We start from the raw sequence: 17,483 nt of genomic DNA on the forward strand, positions 1-17,483 counted from the left end.
GGACCCCTTCTTGGCCGCCTTGGCCTTGGTCGTGGCTTTTGTCTTGGGTTTGGTCGTGGCTCTTGCCTCGGCCCTGGCGTTCTTCCGTGTAGCCATCGCTGACTCCCCTATTCCAGAAATCCTCTGTTGTTCAGCCAGTTGCAGCGGCCGCTGAAAGCACCGCGGCAACCTCCGCCTCGTGGTCGGCCGGCTGGAAGTCGGCGCTGCTCAGTGCCGTGAAGGCAGTGGCAGTTGCCGCCATGGTCGCTGCGGCCAGGCCCAACTGGGGGCGTAGGCTGACCTGATCGGTATGGAGGGAGAACACGCCTTCCTGGCCGGCCTGAAATTTCGGCGATAGGTGCCAACGGACATCGCTGCTGCCGGGGAAACGGACCACGACCTGCTGCGAGGGTACTACCCCTTTGTGGACGGCCTGGACCTCGACGACGGCCTCCCGCCAGAACGGCTCGTGCTCGCTCACGCGCCGCGACGTGACCGCGGCTGCGGTAACCGGGGTCGGTTCGGAATCAGCCAGCCCGACGGCGACGACCTTGCCGGTAACGACCACCGGAGCCTGCTCAGCGCGCTCCCGCGCCTTCGTCTGCCGAAAGGCGCGCGTCGGATCTCCGTCCGCAGCCCTCAGGCTGGCCGCGACCATCGGCCCAGCAGCCGTAACGGTGTCATGGCCGACCGATTGCACCGCAAGGGTCTCCCCGAAGACAAAGCCGGTTGCGTAGAAGACGCCCCTCTCTCCCTTCCTAACCTGTTCGTTGGCTGCAAGCTGGACCGTCACGTCATGGCCGGCAAAACCCGCCAATGCCGGAGGGGACCGCACGATTTCATCGACCGTCACCACCGCAGTCCGGCTGGTGTCGGTGATGCCTTTCAGATTTGCGGCTGCTTTTTGCTTCACGGTTCCGCGAAACGCGAAAGCCGCGGATTCCTTCGTCACCGGAGCCATGCACCCTCTCCTGCTGAGTCAGACAAGAACACAAGTTCGCATGGTCGCGCAGCGGCGGCCGTTATCTGGAAGCAACTATTTCGGCTTCCATGCGACAAAAAGAGATTTCAATTGCGTGCGAAGCGACGGGATCCGCCAGACAATAGACGCTGCGAGTAATATGAGAATAATCGCGGTCTCCGCCGATCCGTCGCCTCCGTCAGGACTTGACCCGATAAGCTTCTCGATCCAATCCATGGCGTTCACTCCAACTTGACGCGTCAAGATTAGCACGTGTGGGGGACTGCGCAAGCGGACGTTGAAAAGATGATATCTACTAGGACAGTCCCGGTTGATCGGCGCCAGTTCCGTCTTTGCTTTGCGAGACGCTATTGCCTTGGAGATCGAAGCGAGATTAGATACAATCTAAGAGCGTAAAATCTGGGAACAAGGAGCAGCTGGTGCGTCGATCGTCGCCCAGTGCGCGCGACATCCGGATCGAGCGGTTCGATCTCCGGGCCTCGCCGCTATGAACGATACGGGGAAGGTCCGCCGGTCCGTCCCGATCTCCGCGACGGTCAGGGTCAACAGCAACGAAGTGAATGTCGTCGTCGAGGGTGTCGACACTTCGAGCATCCCCGGCTCATTCGAGGTTCACCTGCTCAAGAACGGCCAGCGGATCGCTTCGCGCTTCTTCGTCCAGCCCTCGGTTCCCGCCTCGTCCGGCGGCGCGGATCAGCTCGCCCATTTTGATTTTGGATTGCCTATCGATGTCGTGAGAGACGGCAAGTTGGGCGTCGAGATCGTGCCGCTCAATCCGATCCCACCTGGACAGCCTTCCCTGTCCGAACGGATAGGGCAGCCCTCGCTGAGCGTGTACCTCATGCTCGAAGAGTAATGACCTAGGATAGCCAAAAGAAAGACAGATAGAGGAGGCTTTGATGACGACGACCTACCCGGTGGCGCACCCGACCTGGTACGACACCATCCGTGACATGTTCACGTCGACGGACATCGCGCATATGTCCCCGCAAGGGCTGGATCTCACGAGCTACGAACAGGTTCAGGCAAGTGCAGGCGCGATCTACGGCCAGGTCTCGGCTCAGATCATGCCTCCCGGCAGTCCCTGGTCGACCGACATGATCGAGACCTTCTTAAACTGGATGACTGACGGCTATCCCAAAGGGATCCCGTCAATGACGAAACCGGCGGCGGCGCTGGCGGCAAGCGCGGCGTCGCGGATCAGGAAAGACGTGAACAGCCTGAGCGCGGCCGAGCTCGACAAAGTGAAGCGGGCCTTCGAGGGGATAATCGCCAAGGATCCCTCCGATCAAAACAGCTACTTCGTGCAGGCGGGCTACCACTGGCTTCCGCCGCCACTGTACTGTCAGCACCACGTTCCCGCCTATAATCCGTGGCACAGAGCCTATCTGGTCAGCTTCGAGAACGCGATGCGCTCCGTTCCCGGTTGCGAGGATGTCACGCTGCCCTATTGGGACATCACTACGCCGTTCCCGGACGTCCTCAAGTCGCCGCCGTTCGACAAATACACCCTGCCGAAGGACGTTGGCGGCGGATTCAACAAAGGCTACGTTACGCAGCGCTTCGACTATGCGACCATCCAGAGCAATCTGGTCATGTACGGGGTCACCAACGACGTCAACAATGCCCTGACCAAGACCGACTGGGAGGATTTCCACGGCTTCTGGTCCGGTGCGCCCTATGACACGATCATCGCCGCGCATGACGGTGGCCACGGCTCGATCGGACCGACCGTGGCGGACCAGTCGGTGGCGGCCTTCGATCCCGTTTTCTGGTTCTTCCATGCGAACTGGGACCGTCTCTGGTGGGAATGGCAGAAGAGCCTCGGCGCCACCGACCTCAACGGCCTGCTGTCGACCATCAACAAGCAGACCGATGCGGCGAGCTATCAGATCTTCACGGTCTCCGTGCTCCAGGCGCTGCCGCCGTTCACGACGCAGGCGATCGCGCTCAACACCGTCAAGGTCATAGACTCCGTGAACTCGCTCGGCATCGACTATGGGCCGCCGGCCGCCGGAGCTCGGCCAATGTCCTTCGCGCTCAAGACCTCGCGCGAACTGGGGATCAGCCGCAGAGGCTCGATCGATCCCCAGCGCGCCACCGTCACCGTCCGCGGCATCAACCGTCTGAAGATACCGGGCAGCTTCGCGGTCCATCTCGTCAAGGACGGAAAGCAGGTGGCGAGCAAGTTCATGTTCCAGCCGGCCGAGCCAGACAAATGCGAGACCTGCGTGAACAACGCATTCGCGCATTTCGACTTCAACCTGCCGCTGGCCACGATCGCGGGCGGCAAGCTCCACGCCGTTGTCGAGCCGGTCAACAAAAGTTTTGTTGGGAGCCACTTCCCAGCAAAGCTGATGGGTGATCCGACGATCTCCGTGCACCTGCCGTTGCAGACCAACTAGCCAAGGGCTTCGCCCTTGATATCCCATGCGCCCGAGCGTGACGAGGGGGCCGACGAAGATCACTGGATATCAAGGGGAAGCCATGGTTAAGGACCGAGGATAGCCGCTACTATCCCGCTGCTGGTATAGCAGGCGGGGGCGGTCATGAACTCGTTCTGCGAGCACCAAAGGGACAGCATCTATTGGCATTATCGTCGTTTAGACCGCATTCTGCTGAATGGGTTGGTTCAGCCGTTCCAGCAGCCGGAAAGGGCCGTCGGCTTCTTCAATACGTATTGCCAGTTATACCCGTTAGACACTACCTCTGAAAACTCCAAAAGCGCGAATCAGTCATTCACCCGGAACGCTTGGCCTCATTCTCTTTCGTCACCAGCCAATCCGGAATTACTAGCGGTCAAATCGTAGAAAGTAGGCTTGAGAAGAGGCGAGCTGACAACTCGCTCGCCAATGCTTGAGCATCATCAGCTTTGTTGCCGTCAGCGAGATCAGCGACACCTTTGATAACCAAAAACTCTGGCTTCAGGCCCATAGCTGTGTGCCCAGCTGTGTAAACTGAGAAAGCCTCCATCTCAAGACCGAGTGCAGATGGGTGGCGCCGTATGACCTCGTCCTGAGTCTTGGTGCTGGCGACAACGGAAGACCCGGAGACCAGAAGCCCTGCGCGGATTGACAGATTGGTCGATAAGTTGGCGGAGTGCCTTTGCTTGAGCTTTTCATAGGCCAGCGTTTCCTTCTGAGTCTGAAGTTCGGCAGCAAGCTCTTTTGCCCTCACCTCCAGTACTCGCTCGATCTTCTCACCCGTTTCGCCAGACCAGCCTCTGATCTTCTGCCTAGTGTCGAACTTCTCAGTCTCATCAATGTCAGTGCTCTTTCCTTCCTGCCAGCAGGCCGTCTCGCGAGCGACTATGATATCCAGCAACCGCATCCCCTTAGAGGCAAAGCCGGCACACATTCCCAACATCACCAGCAACCGGGGCCGGAGAGTCTGAATCATTTGAGTGGAGACCACCGCGGCAGGTGCCAAACCCGTCTCACCAACACAGATGAGGCCGCAACGCGTGAACCTGTCATTGCCGACCTTTAGCCTGCCGAAATGAGCCCCGTTCTCCCTGGGCCATAGCGGATGTCTATCGGAGCCACGAGCCCCAAAAAGAAAGTCACGCACGGGCACAAATTCGCTGTCGTAACGCGCAGTTAGTATTGCAACGTCGAAGTCGTACGAATTCAACCGATAGGACGAGCCGTTTTCCACGGCTCGAGCCAGGTAGACGATCTTATCACTAATACCCTTCGCCCAAGCGTCATTATCCCAGTCGAAGAGGAACAACCCGAACATATTTCGCGTATAATACTGCTCGGCTTCCGGAAGAAGCTCCGCATGCTGGGTGAGACCAAACACGTGCATTGGGTAACACAACACCCCCTCGACGATATCGTTCAAAAGCTTTCTAGACCATTTCTCAGACGGGTCGTCGTCACCCGCAGGTATCATCAGATCCAATATAACGATGTCGAAAGTGTCTGTTTTCAGAAGCGCCCGAGCGTCCTCGTAGTTCGCCGCCTCTTTGAACGCTATGTCGATAGTTTTGCAGTAGGCTTTGAGACGCCCGATCACCTCATCTCGCTTGGCCTGCAAATCTTCGACCAATAGCACTCTAACGGTCTGCTTCATCGAAAATGCTCCAGCATCAGGTCCTGCAAATTTTCTCGCCACTTGGTGTCACCCAGATCGACCTCGACGAGCGCTCGGAAATTCCGCCGAAAGACTGTGCCCAGCATGGTCGCTAGATTCGCGGCACTTTCGAATGAGCCATATCGCGTATTTTGAAACGACGAGTGTTGCGTCGCGACGATCACCGGATACGGCAATCGCATCTCATTGAGCTGTTGCAAAATTTCAATCCCAGCCAGATAAGGCCGATCCCCAAGATCGACAGTCTGCTGAGACTTGTTGAATGCCAGATCCAACACAATTCCACTGTACACTCTGCGGTCCAAAAGCTGGCCAGCTATAGCAATGGTGTCTGTTTCCACGATCTCGGCCGTCGGGAAAGCCGCCTTCACGCACTCACGTATCGCCCGTGCTTTAGCCCGAGAATCCTCGATGAGGAGGACCGACTTATCTACCGCTGATGGCATTCTTGGTTCTCACATCGACTCTAACGTTAAAAGTAAATGGACTTCGACCAAGGGAAATCTTGAAGTTGGGCATGGACCCAAAAAAACGATTGCATGCCCAGGCGATCTTCGCCAATCCAGATGACTTGTCCTCGCCGGCACGACGGAGCGAAGGGGCGTTTGCGGTGACTTGCATCTCGCCAAGTTTTTGTGACAACGCCCGATGACGTGCGACACTGATGGTATTTCTTGCGTGAATTGTAATGCGATTTTTTCCGAGAGTTAGCTCAAGATCAATGTTAACATTCCGCCCTAGCCCGCTATGCTCGAAGCAATTACTTATTAAGTTTTTACAAATTGTTTCTAGAGGCTCAAATAGACTTGCCGCCAGAAGACGCTCTTTACGGAGCTGCACAACACCCTCACGGCGATATTCCGATACTACCGCCTTCACCTGAAACTTCCCACTGCTGCCTGGACTATGCGTTACCAGACATAGCTGCACGAGGTCTTGGAAGCTAATGTCCAGGTTTTCGTCCCGTGCAATTGCGATCCAGCCACTGCATTCCTGAGTCGCAACGCTTACATTCTGCACCAGTGCCTCGTAGAACGCCGTCGCATTGATTCGGCGATTCTGGCTCTGTAGGGATCTGACGAAGGCTTCATCCCGTTCTAGACGCAGGCCTTCGCTAAGTTTGGCAAAATCCTTCGCAAACTCCTTTTGGGCGCTGCTCAGAAATTCCGTGCATGCCCGTTCCACATCTGACTGCCATACGTCAATCGATCTTTCCTCAGGTGTGAACAGCACCGACTCTAAGAAAGACGCGGTTACTTGGAGGATGCTGGCGTAGAGGACTGACTTCTCGTCAACCGAGAGATGCCGCTCGTTGAAATCTCGAATTGCATCGCGCAGTTTCTGCCGCACTAGCAGCATCCAATGCTGCGGATGCGATGGCGAAGCGATCTCGGTGTAGAATGGATGGGTGTCGGTGACCGACAAACTGGTACTCATCAACGCCTCGTCAAACGCCTGCATAAAGCGATTTCGCAACTGGCCATGTCGGAGGGAGTCACTCATGGTTGTTTTCAGCGCGTCAGGACCAAGCAGCAACACGTGATCCGCAACCATTTTTGACAGGGTGGTAATAACCTTTGCCTTATAGGTCCGCGTGTCCACCAAATTGGATGTGGAGATAATGCTCCTTACGAGCGTTGTCGGCTCGCTTAACAGCAGTTCCACATCCTGCGTAATTTTGGCAAGCCTGAGATGCACCAAACCGTTCTGCTGCCGGCCGCGAAGATAGGCGACTCGGAGGGACGTGATTGCGTCGGCTTTGATCTCGAGAGCGAGATCGTTCGTAATAATGTTAGCTCCCAGAAAGGCATCGGCTGCGTCGTGCCGGAATGCTGTTGCCCGTGCGTCGAACGACAAGGCCTTAGCCTGGATCAGCCGCTTGGCCCATGGTGGGTCGTAACCTATCAACCCAGTCAATTCGAGCGAGTTATCATGCTGCAGGATGGCTCCAGCTACAAGATCGCGACTTCGTCCAGAGAGTTCCCCTACCGTCTCCGTCAGCGAGCGCAAATCCTTTATGCGCCGTTCGCGGACTGTCGCCCTCAGGGAACTGGCAAACGCTCCGTCGCCCTCGGCCAAAGCTATTAAGGGAAAGCATTCTTGAACCTGTCGCTGCCCCATTAGAAGATGCAGTGCCGCATCCTTCAAACTGATTGAGCGCTCAGAAATAGCGACACATTCATACACTGTATCCCAATCGATCCACGCAACGACCTCGGCGTCGAAATTGTATGCCTCAAGCACGCACTCCGTCAGCGCTCGGCTGTCTATGTCGTCGCAGCTGGCTTGAATTGCCTTCAGTTTTTGAATTGACCCTGAGAACACCGGCAGCGACGCGTCTTGAAGGAGGTCTGACAGCATGAGGCTGCGATCATTTGGATGGTTGCGACTCTTACGCAATTCCAAACATTGCTGAAAAAGCGCGCCGATATCCCACTTCTTCGCCACTGCTCTCGATTGTTCGAGAACTAAAGGCGACAGTACAAATTCCGGCTCCAGGGCTTTACGCAAAATTTCGAATATGTCCGGACCTAAAAGATGAACATACGACTCCTTGCAGGTGGCAAGGGCGGACTTGAACTCGGATATCGAGGCTAGGAAGTCGCCAGAGTATTTGTCGTGGCTTGTGGATCCGAACGCCACCTGAAGGATCGGGTCTGAGAAAGATTTTTGATCGCGGAGGATCTCTTGAAGCGTTTCGATAATCATTCCGTGGCCGGATATCACAACATCGGAAACCGAGGAGTCGGTCATCTTGTCCCAGAAAACAAGCGTCTGCGCGATGACGCTCAGCTGCGTGTCGCTAAGGAAGGCTGCGTTCATCAACGCTTCCGAGGCGCCAGCGCTCAATCCCGAGTAGAAATATGTTATGATCGCGTCTCTAAACTCACTTGGCAATAGTTTATCTATATCGGCCATGTACTCTTGTGAGGACATGTTTGACGGTTGATACCTACGAGAAATTGATTCGAGGTTGAGAACGTAGGTCTCTTCCCGCTTGTAGCCCCCTTCATTAGGGGAGACTGAGGGAGGTTGCATATTATAAGCTCGCCGTAGAGCTGCCACCCTTCCGATGAACCCTCTTTCGACTCTCGCGACTATGCGGTCGTGTCGCTCTTGCGTCGACATTCTTTGTTCCCCCTACCAGAGAGTTTTATTATTAGATCGTAAAGTCAACGAGATTTTCGGTGGTGTATCAGATGCACTGCCAGATTTTCTGATCTCATTGTCCGGCGAGATATCCCGTGAACGTCCTGGCTCCGGGATGATGGGGGCATCCGACGCTTTCGCGCTCATGAGGCGCAGCCAGTAATGCTCATATAGCTAGCCAGTCATCAAGCGGACTTATTCGGCCGGGTCGAATCTGACTTGCAGCAAGACCCTCGCGACCGGCTCGAGCGGATTGGCGATCCGGCTCTCCAAAACCTCGATAAGCTTGTGCCCGACGTCTGCCATGTCGACGGAGTGAACACCGATCTTCGGCGGCAGTAAGCGCGCCAGACGCGTATTGTCAGGGTGACTATATGGATGTCACGGCCCGGCTCAAGACCGCGCAACGCCAAAACCTAGCGGAACTTCGCCGAGGAATATGAACGGCTGCAGCGGGAGCGTGTCGCCGCCTATCGCGAGTTCATCTCGAACGTCAAGACCGGCGCCTACCCCGAGGCGCAGCACGTGGTCGCTATCACAGATGAAGATTTCTCGATCTTCAGGACCGCTCTCGAGCTTTAGGAAACCTGTACACACGACTGGCTGCGAGATTCCGTCCTGGTAAGCTGGCCGGACAACCTAATCTGCTTCGATCAATTCAGGACCCGGTTTTCGGCGGTTGAAGGTCAGCTAGCTCAGATAGGAACACAAAAGCCGCCTGTCTGCAAACGGCCCACTTCTGTCGTCCAATGACATATTCCCATGGCCGCCCATGGCGCGTTCCCGACAATCGGTCAGCCCGAAATAGGCCTGTCGCTCCTCACAACCCGAGCCCCCGTTTCTGCCAAAGCTCCATTCGATCCCACCGGTTTCGCGGACGAGCCCGCCGATGTGCTGGCCGATGCGCTTGTCGAGCGCCGGCTGCCAAGGCACGAGCTGAAAGCCAACACCGTCATCAATCATGGCGAACCGTCCGGAGGCGAGCTTAGCGGCACCGGCAAGCCGACCACTGACATATTCACCGGGTTTAGCCTGACTGAAGCTCAGCCCGCGCTCGGCCGCCATCATACGGCCGACGCGGGCGACTTCGGCCTGCTCGAGACGACTAAGCAGGTCCTTCGGCGCCCGGATATCCGCAAGCCCGGGCCGAAGAGTGAAGAGCCGTTCACGGCAGAGGAATGGCGAGCCCTGCTTGACAGGTGCGTTCGCGCTAACCGCGACAACCTGCTCGATGCCATCCGGCAGATTGTGCAGGGGCAGCCGATTACCCAAGCAGCTCAAGAGCAAATCGACCGCCTACTTGGCTTCACCGATGAGTCTCGCGAGCTCTGGCAGAGCCGCATCGAACCGTTGCCGAAGGATGACCCAGCTCGCTTCAAGAGAGGCTTCTACGAGCAGTCTTTCGAGCTAGTCGGCGTGGAGCCTACCGCGAACCTTAAGGAACTGCGCGATAGGCTGTACAAAGCTGGCGAGGTCAAACTTACTGGTTGGGGACCGTTCGTCTACCTCGATCGCGCGCCTATTGGCCCGACGCCCGCCGGCGATGCAATCGAAGCATGGATTGGTCATCCTGATGAGCAAGGAAGAGACGGCAGACATTCTGACTTCTGGCGAGTGAACCGAGCTGGCTGCATGTACGAAATCCGCTCTCATGATGAGGACTACACGGAGAAGGCCGTACCTGGTACCGCCTTTGAACTAACCATGCCCATCTGGCGCATCGGCGAGACCCTGCTCTATGTGGCACGATTTGCCGGCTGTTCGGAAAAGATCCAGAAGTCGCATACCGCATCGAATATACCGGGCTCAAAGGCCGGAGGATGAAAAGTATCTTTTCATCTCGGTACCTGAGCTACGAACGCGAATGCGTGGTCGACTCGGTGCGGATGCAGGGGAAGACGCAAGCCTCGGTTCTCGAAGACAACATCGACGAGGTTCTGCTTCAGCTCCTAACGCCTCTCTACGAGGCCTTCAATTTTGCGCCGGCGAACGCGCCCCTAGTCAGTGGTGAGGTGGCGAAGTTCCGCAACTCTCGTTTCTAAGAAAACGGCCCCCGAAGGGGCAAGCACGGGGGCATGCCGGAGGCCTAAGCGACCTCGGATTTACTTCCCTCAACAGACCATCCGCTGGCCGTCTCATAAGGGACGTACAACACCTTGGCGCTGGATGTCGGATTTGGGGGATAGCGGGCACACCCCCAGTCCTGAAACGCAAAAACCGCCCCGGTTAGACCGGGATGGTAAGGGTATTATGACGAAACTGGTTGCGGGGACGAGCTTAGCGCAAAGCCGATGCGATTGGCGCTCGCTGGTCAATCTCGGCCGCTCAGGGCTCATAGCCACGTGGCCTTTGCGCTCGGCCCGCTGTACCAAGGCCGTATCGACGGAGTCATCGGCCTCGGCACCATCGCGGATGATTCGGGGGCTCGCTTGGCCTATGACCTAAAGGTCGGTGAGGTCCAGTCCGCCGCGGCCCGATTGATCAATGATGCGACGTCCATACCCCACAGCCGATCTTCGCGTGAGAAAGAATATCCACTGGCAAGCCTAAAGGTTTCTAATTTAGCCAGGAGTATCGAGCACTCCGTGATGGGACAGCCAGGCCACCCTCCGCGCTTGAAAACGCGCTTGGCGCGGCAACGTTGTGGCCTTGCAGTCGGGAATCGACCTGCGACTCGGGCTCTTAGGACGTGGGCCCCAGGCGAAAGGTTATCTCGGCTTGTTGCAGTTCTGCCTTGTGGGGAGGGCCGGAATGTCTTTTTTCGGGCCGTTGCTTGCAATCTGCAAGAATTCCCAGGTGTAGTAATCTTCATATAAATCGATCTTCAGGACACCCTGGTTTCCTTTCACGTTACCGAACGGGCCGCCTTCCGATGTGGCGGCGAACGGTTTTTTGTAGAAGTCCTTGGTAAGTCTGGAGCCACCAGTGCCGACGACGAACGACCTAATGCCGTCGGCTGCAGGCTTGCCATCGGCGTCGTGCGGGGCGAACTGCTCGTAGTCATGGTCGTGTCCGGAAAGCACGACGGACGCACCATGTTCATAGAGGGCGCGGAAGATCGCTTGCATCGGCCGTTCATGGCTGAGTGGCGCTTCGGCTTTCGGATGACTATAGCCCTCGTGGCCGTGCTGCCCAGAACTGAACAGTGGCGCATGCCAGAATGCGAGGATGCAGGTCTTGCCGCCCAGCGCAGAGGAGTCGAGCCTTTTGTCCATCCACTTCATTTGGGCGGCCATGTCTTGCTTATAGGCCGGTTCCTGAAAGTTGTCGTTCAGGCCTACAATCAGCCAAGGCCCGTCTTGTCTTGGAAAGTCGAGTGAAAAATAGCCCTTCTTATCCCAGCGGGGGTTCTCGCCTTTGTGTCCTTCATTGGGCTCCGGATCGTCGTTCTGGTGCACGAACTGGTTGTCCTTGAAATGACTGAAGAACGGCGCCGCATCCTTAGTGTCATACTCGTGGTTGCCTGGAATTGGCAGGAGGACATCGTCAAAGCCAGCCCAGTTCTTAGTGAAACACTCAAGCTGACTTTTCTCCCCATGCCTGTAGGCGAGATCCCCCAGAGCCAAGACACGGACTGGGACTTTCGCCTGCTTGATTACGTCGCGGATGATGTCGCCCGTCGCCTTGGCGCGTGTCCAGCCCTCGCCGGGACACCACGAAATATCACCGGCGGCAAGCAGCATACCGATCTTCTCCGGCTCCTGCGACCGCGTCGGCGAAATGACCGAAAGGGCGCTCAGCATGGTGCTGACCATCAAAGCTACGACACGTCGTGTCAAAGTGATTCTCCCACCTGACCAACCGCCTTCGGCGAACTGTCAAATAATGGCGGCAAATTTCTTCGCAACTGCGTCGAAACCCTTTGGCGTTGGGTGCAACTCATTTTCCCACCAAGTCTTGTAAGTTGCGTCTGTCAAAAGCGTGTTCCGCAAGTTCAGAAATCTAACGTGTTCGAAGGGAGGCTTGCCGGCGAGGGCCGCGAGCATCGCATTGAAACGGTCAATAAGCTTGACACAGATCTGCTTTCGCTTGCTCATCTCGATGTAACCTTTGCGGCGGAAGCCAGGCTCGAGCCAAGGACCTGGAAACAGACCCCCGCCCCAGAAGCCCCGGCCGTCAGGTACCGGATAGTCATAACCGTGGATCACGATAGGAACCGGATGACCAAGGTGCCCTTTGCAGATTTCGGTGACTGCGCTCAGGATAGTGATGTAGGCCTCCCGTATGCGCTGATCGATAACGCCGGCAACGATCGATTCATTGAGCCCGGCGATGCTTGATGTCGCGTGGTTTAGCAGAACAGCAAACTCGTCACCCGCCACGTCATTGCCACCTCCTGACAGAAGGATCGCTCGTGGTTCGACGCCCGTACGAAGAACCTTTTCGACCCGCCGCGAGAAATCGTCGAGTTGTCCGCCCGAATAAGCCATATCCTCGACTGTGTCGCCGCGGTGGGCTGCCGACTCCACATCGAACCCGTAGTTATCCTCAAGGTCGCTTAGGACATCGTGAAACGGATAATCAAACCACGAATCCCCCTCGGCGATCAGCACACCCATGCTGGCATGCGTCACCGGGGCCTTGGCCAGCATGGGCATTGCCGTTGGCTCGACTTTCAATTTTGCTTTTGCCAGCACACGCTGTCGTTTCCCAACCGCCTTCGCGCGGCGTTTGAGCGTCGCTGCAGCGAGGGCCTTTCCAACCGCTATTGCCTTGGAAATATTCTGTCTTTTCGCCATCGATTTCCCCCGTCGAATATTGCTGATCAAGTCCCAACGGGAAGATGACCATACAACATAATCCTAGTTGAACAGAGTAATCTTTTCCCCTCGAAAACCTTCTCCCACGGCCTCCGTTCCTCTGCGAAGGAGTACGTCGGCTTGATAGATTCCCGGAAATCCGTCAGTCCCGTTGCTGCCGACGGAGCGCTGCGCGCGCAGGTAGCCGAATACTAAGAGATTGTTCACATCGTTCGTAAATCGGGCCGGCTCGTCTCGCGCGAGCGCCTGCCAGAAGGAAACGCTCTGAGACAGATCTTTTATTGAATAGAGCCTGCGATGTTTCTCAGCTTTTTCCGGATGATAGATGCCTTCGCATACAGCCAGCCAGTTAGCCACTTCAGACAGGATAGCGGTGGCATCCGCGTGAGTCTGTCGAAACTCAGCGACGTTCGCGTACCATAAACCTGAGAGGTCTCCGCCATTGTATACTTTCAGATCGTAGAATGTTGCCAACAGCGCGGCGCTCACCGGAGCGCTTGATTTCTCAGCCTTCCTCCATGCCAAGGATCTCTTCCACGCCCAATTGAGGTCTCTCTCGGTCAAGCGCCTCTGTGTCTCTACAACTGGAGGACTACTAAGCCACGCGGAAAGACTTCGATAGACTGAGCGGCGAATTCCAGCGACCAACGGGTCGTTCGAAGCGCGTTTCTGCCAACGATGGACAATGCTGGCCCGCTGAGCGGGGAAGTTTCTCATCGCTAGTAGATCGTCGCGCAAATTGCTGTTGGCCAGGTCGAACGCCGAAACAGGAACTCCTGAGAGAAGCTCGTCGTAAAATGAGCCTATCCCGATGTTCCACTGGCTGATGCCGACGGACAAAATGTCTAAGGCGCTGATGTTTCCATATCCATCGCTCTTCCCGGTCTCGTAGATCGCGACGACCGCACGCGCCTGATCACCGAGTTCGACAGGTACGCCTTCAGCGGGGAGACTCGAGAAATCTGGGGCTGCATCTACCCCTTCCATCGCCGGAGGAGCCGGTAGACGATGTCCGTTGGGCGTCAGAGCAGGACAAGTTGAGCTTGAAGCATACGCAGCATTTGCGCAAAGTGCCACGCACAATGCTACCAGCAGCTTCCTTAGACAAGCCGACGGTGAACTGCCTGCGGTAATCGTCTGGATAAGGTTACAATCTCCGAAAAAAGTTTCGCCCATCTGCACTCGCCCCCAGATTGAGAAATTGACTCTGAACCCGTAGTGTTCATTACTGAATCCTGTCCGAGTGCGTCTCGGTATCGGTCAATTGGCAGATCGCGGTTTCCGACGATGCATCGGTTGGCATAAGTGCTACGAAGCCCCACGCCAATGCCTGCACGGGTTTGGGCCTTTACTGATGGCGCCGATCTCTGCAATGCGCGCATGGATCCTGAGTAGAGTCGGATGGCTTATGCATGCACTTGTGACAGCGCCTTTCCAGGACCTTGAGGCATGAGGGCCGGACGTTGAAGCCCGCCGTTACCCCTCGGCGGGCTCGTACGAATTTCACTCTTCCGCTTCCCCACCCCCTGCAGCAGCAACTCTCGGTGCTGCCCGACGCGCCACCCGTTTAGGCGCGGGCAAGCCGAGCTGGTCGCCTGGGAGAATGGCGGTCATGAACTTGTAGGCGGAACTGGCACCGTACCGCGGATCCTGCTTGATCAGGTCCATGAAATCCCGGTGTCCGGCTTTGGAACGGCCGACGAGACAACCCGCGCTGGAGTTCCCGAGGTCGTTCTTTGGCATGTCATATCCCCAGTGCTGGTTGATCGCAAACAGCCCGGAGTCGATCTTGTCCCCCGTTCGCTCGTAGTCCTGGTTGAGGTCGCGAAAGACGTCAACCGAGGCGACCTGGATAAGGGCTTCGTGCTTGCTGGGCTTGGTAGGGTGATGGTAGCCAACCGACCAAGATTTGTACTGGTTGAAGGCGATGCGAGCAGCGCCCTTCTTATTCATGGGATGGATCGTCCAGTATGTTCCTGGCTCCGTAGTACCTTCCCACGCCTGGTAGTGGGGGACGCCGTCGTTTGAGAGTGAAAACACGATACGCACATCGTTGAACATGTTTGGAGCGTCGTTGTTCAGCGTACCATCCGTATTCGCGCCTTCCACATAGACGATGTTTTTCTGTTCAGGATGCCTGGCGATCCAGTAACCCTGCGCCAGCATGTAGGCAACGACGCTGTCGATCCACGTACCGCTCCGGGAAATCGGTGCGAAGATGTCGGATGACGAAAGCAGTATGTTGGCAATCTCTTGGGTGAACCCCTGCTTCAGGCTCAGGTTCTTAATTTTGCAGAACTCCTCCAGCGCCCAGGTCGTCACAGGTCCAAATGCGCCGTCAGCCGGCGGGTCGAGAAGTCCAAGACGGGCAAGGGCGGTTTGAATATCGATGACGAGGGCCCGGTCGATGCCCAGCGTGGAGAGAGGTGCTCCTCCATCGTCCAGGAATTCAGAGAGCGCTCCGTTGCTCTCCATCCTGGCGCCTTTGATGTCGCGCAACTCGTCGTCGAACGCCGACCAGACCGAGATATCCGATCGACCTCTTGGTGCGACGAAGTCTCCATTGAGGAACAGCTCCTTCTCCGCGGCACGTCGGCGGACCAATCCTGGAAGCTTCGTTTTCTTTCCGTTGACAGTCCCATATACCCAGCGCGGAAACTCCTCCGCCGCGCCGTCGTAATCCCTTGCATTGATCTTTTTGCGAAGCGTGGAGGAGCTTAATCGGCCAGCGCCAAGGTTGAACACGAATGAGACGAGTGCTGACACTTGGTCGTCGTTTATCGGGGCGCCGATCAAGTTTGCGACGTCAGCTTCGCATTCTGCTAGATCGGCCGTCAGGTACTCTTCAGCTTGAGCGAGGGTTATCGTCATGCCGGGAGTGACGTTACCCGTATGACCCCACCCAATCGTCCATACACCCACTGGATCGACATAGGCATCGAGCCTAAGGCCCTCGAAATACTTGATTAGGCTTCTTCCTGCTGCAGTTATTGCCATCTGATTCGCTCCCGCGCAAAGCGTAGCCCAGTTACAATCGATAAACACAAAACAACACAATCGTTTTTATTTCAAAATACATCGGTCTAATCAATTTCAATCACACTCTCAATTTCTATACTTCGTCAAAGCACGCACTTGTTAACATCAACCTTAAGATCTTCAAGAGTGACAGCTTTCTGGTTGGTAATGTGCATAGCCGCTGATTGTTCAGAAATCGATGTCTTCAAAGTCTCTACAAGCTGCTTGTAGTCTGGCAGGGTATGGTTAAGTTTCTTTCGAAGATTTAAGCGTACCGTCATAACTCCTTGCCTTATGATCTCGCTGCCCGTGACCTGATCGTAAGGCGGAGGGTCGCTTACCTTGCTTATACATAGCAGCTGCTCTGCTGCGTCCAATAGATCAGAACTTGCCTTGCCGGGACTGAAATACGTTGTTGTCGCTCCAAGTGACCCTGCAGCGAGCCCGGCGCCCTTGATCAAATCAGTGCTTCCCCCATACAGTAATCCGCCAGCTGCCACGCCTGCACTCGCGATGAGGCCCAGTGCGGCGGCATCTTGCGCCGAAGATGCTCGATCCGACAGCCGCATATACTCGTCGGCCAGGCGTTTCGCATACTCGACGTTGCCTGCGTAACTCCTTGGATCGATGGCAGGGGACCCGAATACCTTGACTTCCGCGCTTTGCACATTTTGCGCGCCGACGCAGCCAGAAAGGCTTAAAGACAAAATAAATCCAATGCCGAGATAGCGAAACTGACCCAGTCGCATGACCGTCACGCTCACCACTTAACAATACACCGCAAAGAAATGCTCTACAGAGCCACGCAACGAAGCGCGCAACTGCTCTCGCACAGTTGTCATGCGAATCTAGTTGGATTTTACATGCGCACTGCTGATCCAATAACAATCAGCACGCACAAAGTCCCCTTTTTCAGCACAATAGGACGGAAAACGGAGGATTGCAAGCGGAGTATTCAATACACCTTAAATACGCTGTGGGATATTGACTTGAAGCATCTTATCGATCTTTGACGAGGCGGAGAGCGAACTCCGGCATGCGCAAAGCCACTTTGCTGCGAGGCCGGAGAGGAGCTTCGTCGCGACCGAGAACAGCGACGCGGATATCTCGATGTGGGGGATCGTTGCCTATGATGCGATCCTGAGCGTCGCCGCAGTGAGTGCCTCGATCGACCTGATGCCCTGTTGCGCGCCGCTCTGCTGCCGATTTGATTGCGCTCCAAAGCAATGCAAGCATTGGTGACAGCGGCGAAAAGACGACACCATCTCGTTGGCGGCGAAGCGCAGTGTGGAAGGGTCGGGTTAGGGCGATTTGTGTTGAAAGACTGGCTGTTTGGATCCGGCTGAGGCTCCGGCTTTTCATCAGAAGCTGCCAGGACGCTCGTTACCTTACTTATTGATCCTCGAAGAGGTGACCACTCCCGACTGATCGCCGCCGATAGCGAAAAAGCGCTTCTTCAATAGTGGGTTTTACGATGCAGCGGTCTCCCGCTACCA

Annotated in this window: 13 protein-coding genes; 3 read left to right on the forward strand and 10 right to left on the reverse strand. The window is 56.2% G+C overall.

The window, feature by feature from the left end:
- Positions 1-130 precede the first annotated feature (130 nt).
- Positions 131-940, reverse strand: a complete 810-nt coding sequence (locus tag LB577_RS27420; RefSeq protein ID WP_224689698.1) for a hypothetical protein — start codon at positions 938-940, stop codon at positions 131-133.
- A gap of 577 nt (positions 941-1,517) precedes the next feature.
- Between LB577_RS27420 and LB577_RS27425 the strand changes: the two genes are divergently transcribed.
- Entirely contained in the window at positions 1,518-1,817 is a 300-nt protein-coding gene (locus LB577_RS27425) for a hypothetical protein (RefSeq protein ID WP_224689699.1), read from the forward strand.
- Positions 1,818-1,860: 43 nt separating this feature from the next.
- Positions 1,861-3,366 (forward strand): tyrosinase family protein, encoded by a 1,506-nt coding sequence (locus LB577_RS27430; protein WP_224689700.1) that lies wholly within the window; start codon positions 1,861-1,863, stop codon positions 3,364-3,366.
- 394 nt (positions 3,367-3,760) lie between these two features.
- On the opposite strand, the gene LB577_RS27435 is transcribed toward LB577_RS27430, so the two are convergent.
- The 4 genes from LB577_RS27435 to LB577_RS27450 form a co-directional block, all read right to left on the reverse strand.
- Entirely contained in the window at positions 3,761-5,038 is a 1,278-nt protein-coding gene (locus LB577_RS27435) for a hypothetical protein (protein WP_224689701.1), read from the reverse strand.
- Positions 5,035-5,505 carry a hypothetical protein gene (locus tag LB577_RS27440; protein ID WP_224689702.1) on the reverse strand — a complete coding sequence of 157 codons (471 nt, stop codon included), beginning with the start codon at positions 5,503-5,505 and terminating at the stop codon, positions 5,035-5,037. Before LB577_RS27440 ends, LB577_RS27435 begins: the two co-directional genes overlap by 4 nt.
- Positions 5,486-7,882, reverse strand: coding sequence for a hypothetical protein (locus LB577_RS27445; RefSeq protein WP_224689703.1), 2,397 nt, complete (start codon positions 7,880-7,882; stop codon positions 5,486-5,488). The genes LB577_RS27440 and LB577_RS27445 overlap by 20 nt, the downstream gene beginning before the upstream one ends.
- A 1,017-nt stretch (positions 7,883-8,899) precedes the next feature.
- Entirely contained in the window at positions 8,900-9,496 is a 597-nt protein-coding gene (locus LB577_RS27450) for a DUF3363 domain-containing protein (protein ID WP_318013561.1), read from the reverse strand.
- A 63-nt stretch (positions 9,497-9,559) separates the two neighbouring features.
- Here LB577_RS27450 and LB577_RS27455 point away from each other — a divergent pair, with 63 nt between their 5' ends.
- On the forward strand, positions 9,560-10,033 hold the full coding sequence (locus LB577_RS27455) for a hypothetical protein (RefSeq protein ID WP_318013562.1): 474 nt from the start codon (positions 9,560-9,562) through the stop codon (positions 10,031-10,033).
- A gap of 884 nt (positions 10,034-10,917) precedes the next feature.
- On the opposite strand, the gene LB577_RS27460 is transcribed toward LB577_RS27455, so the two are convergent.
- The 5 genes from LB577_RS27460 to LB577_RS27480 form a co-directional block, all read right to left on the reverse strand.
- Positions 10,918-11,988, reverse strand: coding sequence for a metallophosphoesterase family protein (locus LB577_RS27460; protein WP_224689706.1), 1,071 nt, complete (start codon positions 11,986-11,988; stop codon positions 10,918-10,920).
- Between the two features lie 39 nt (positions 11,989-12,027).
- On the reverse strand, positions 12,028-12,948 hold the full coding sequence (locus LB577_RS27465) for an SGNH/GDSL hydrolase family protein (RefSeq protein WP_224689707.1): 921 nt from the start codon (positions 12,946-12,948) through the stop codon (positions 12,028-12,030).
- A gap of 63 nt (positions 12,949-13,011) precedes the next feature.
- Complete coding sequence (locus LB577_RS27470) at positions 13,012-14,145, reverse strand: hypothetical protein (protein WP_224689708.1); 1,134 nt, start codon at positions 14,143-14,145, stop codon at positions 13,012-13,014.
- Positions 14,146-14,472: 327 nt separating this feature from the next.
- Positions 14,473-15,966, reverse strand: coding sequence for a glycoside hydrolase family protein (locus LB577_RS27475; RefSeq protein WP_224689709.1), 1,494 nt, complete (start codon positions 15,964-15,966; stop codon positions 14,473-14,475).
- A gap of 125 nt (positions 15,967-16,091) precedes the next feature.
- Positions 16,092-16,745, reverse strand: a complete 654-nt coding sequence (locus LB577_RS27480) for a hypothetical protein (protein ID WP_224689710.1) — start codon at positions 16,743-16,745, stop codon at positions 16,092-16,094.
- Between the last annotated feature and the right edge of the window lie 738 nt (positions 16,746-17,483).

This window comes from Mesorhizobium sp. B283B1A, assembly GCF_020165735.1.
Taxonomy (GTDB): Bacteria; Pseudomonadota; Alphaproteobacteria; order Rhizobiales; family Rhizobiaceae; genus Mesorhizobium; species Mesorhizobium opportunistum.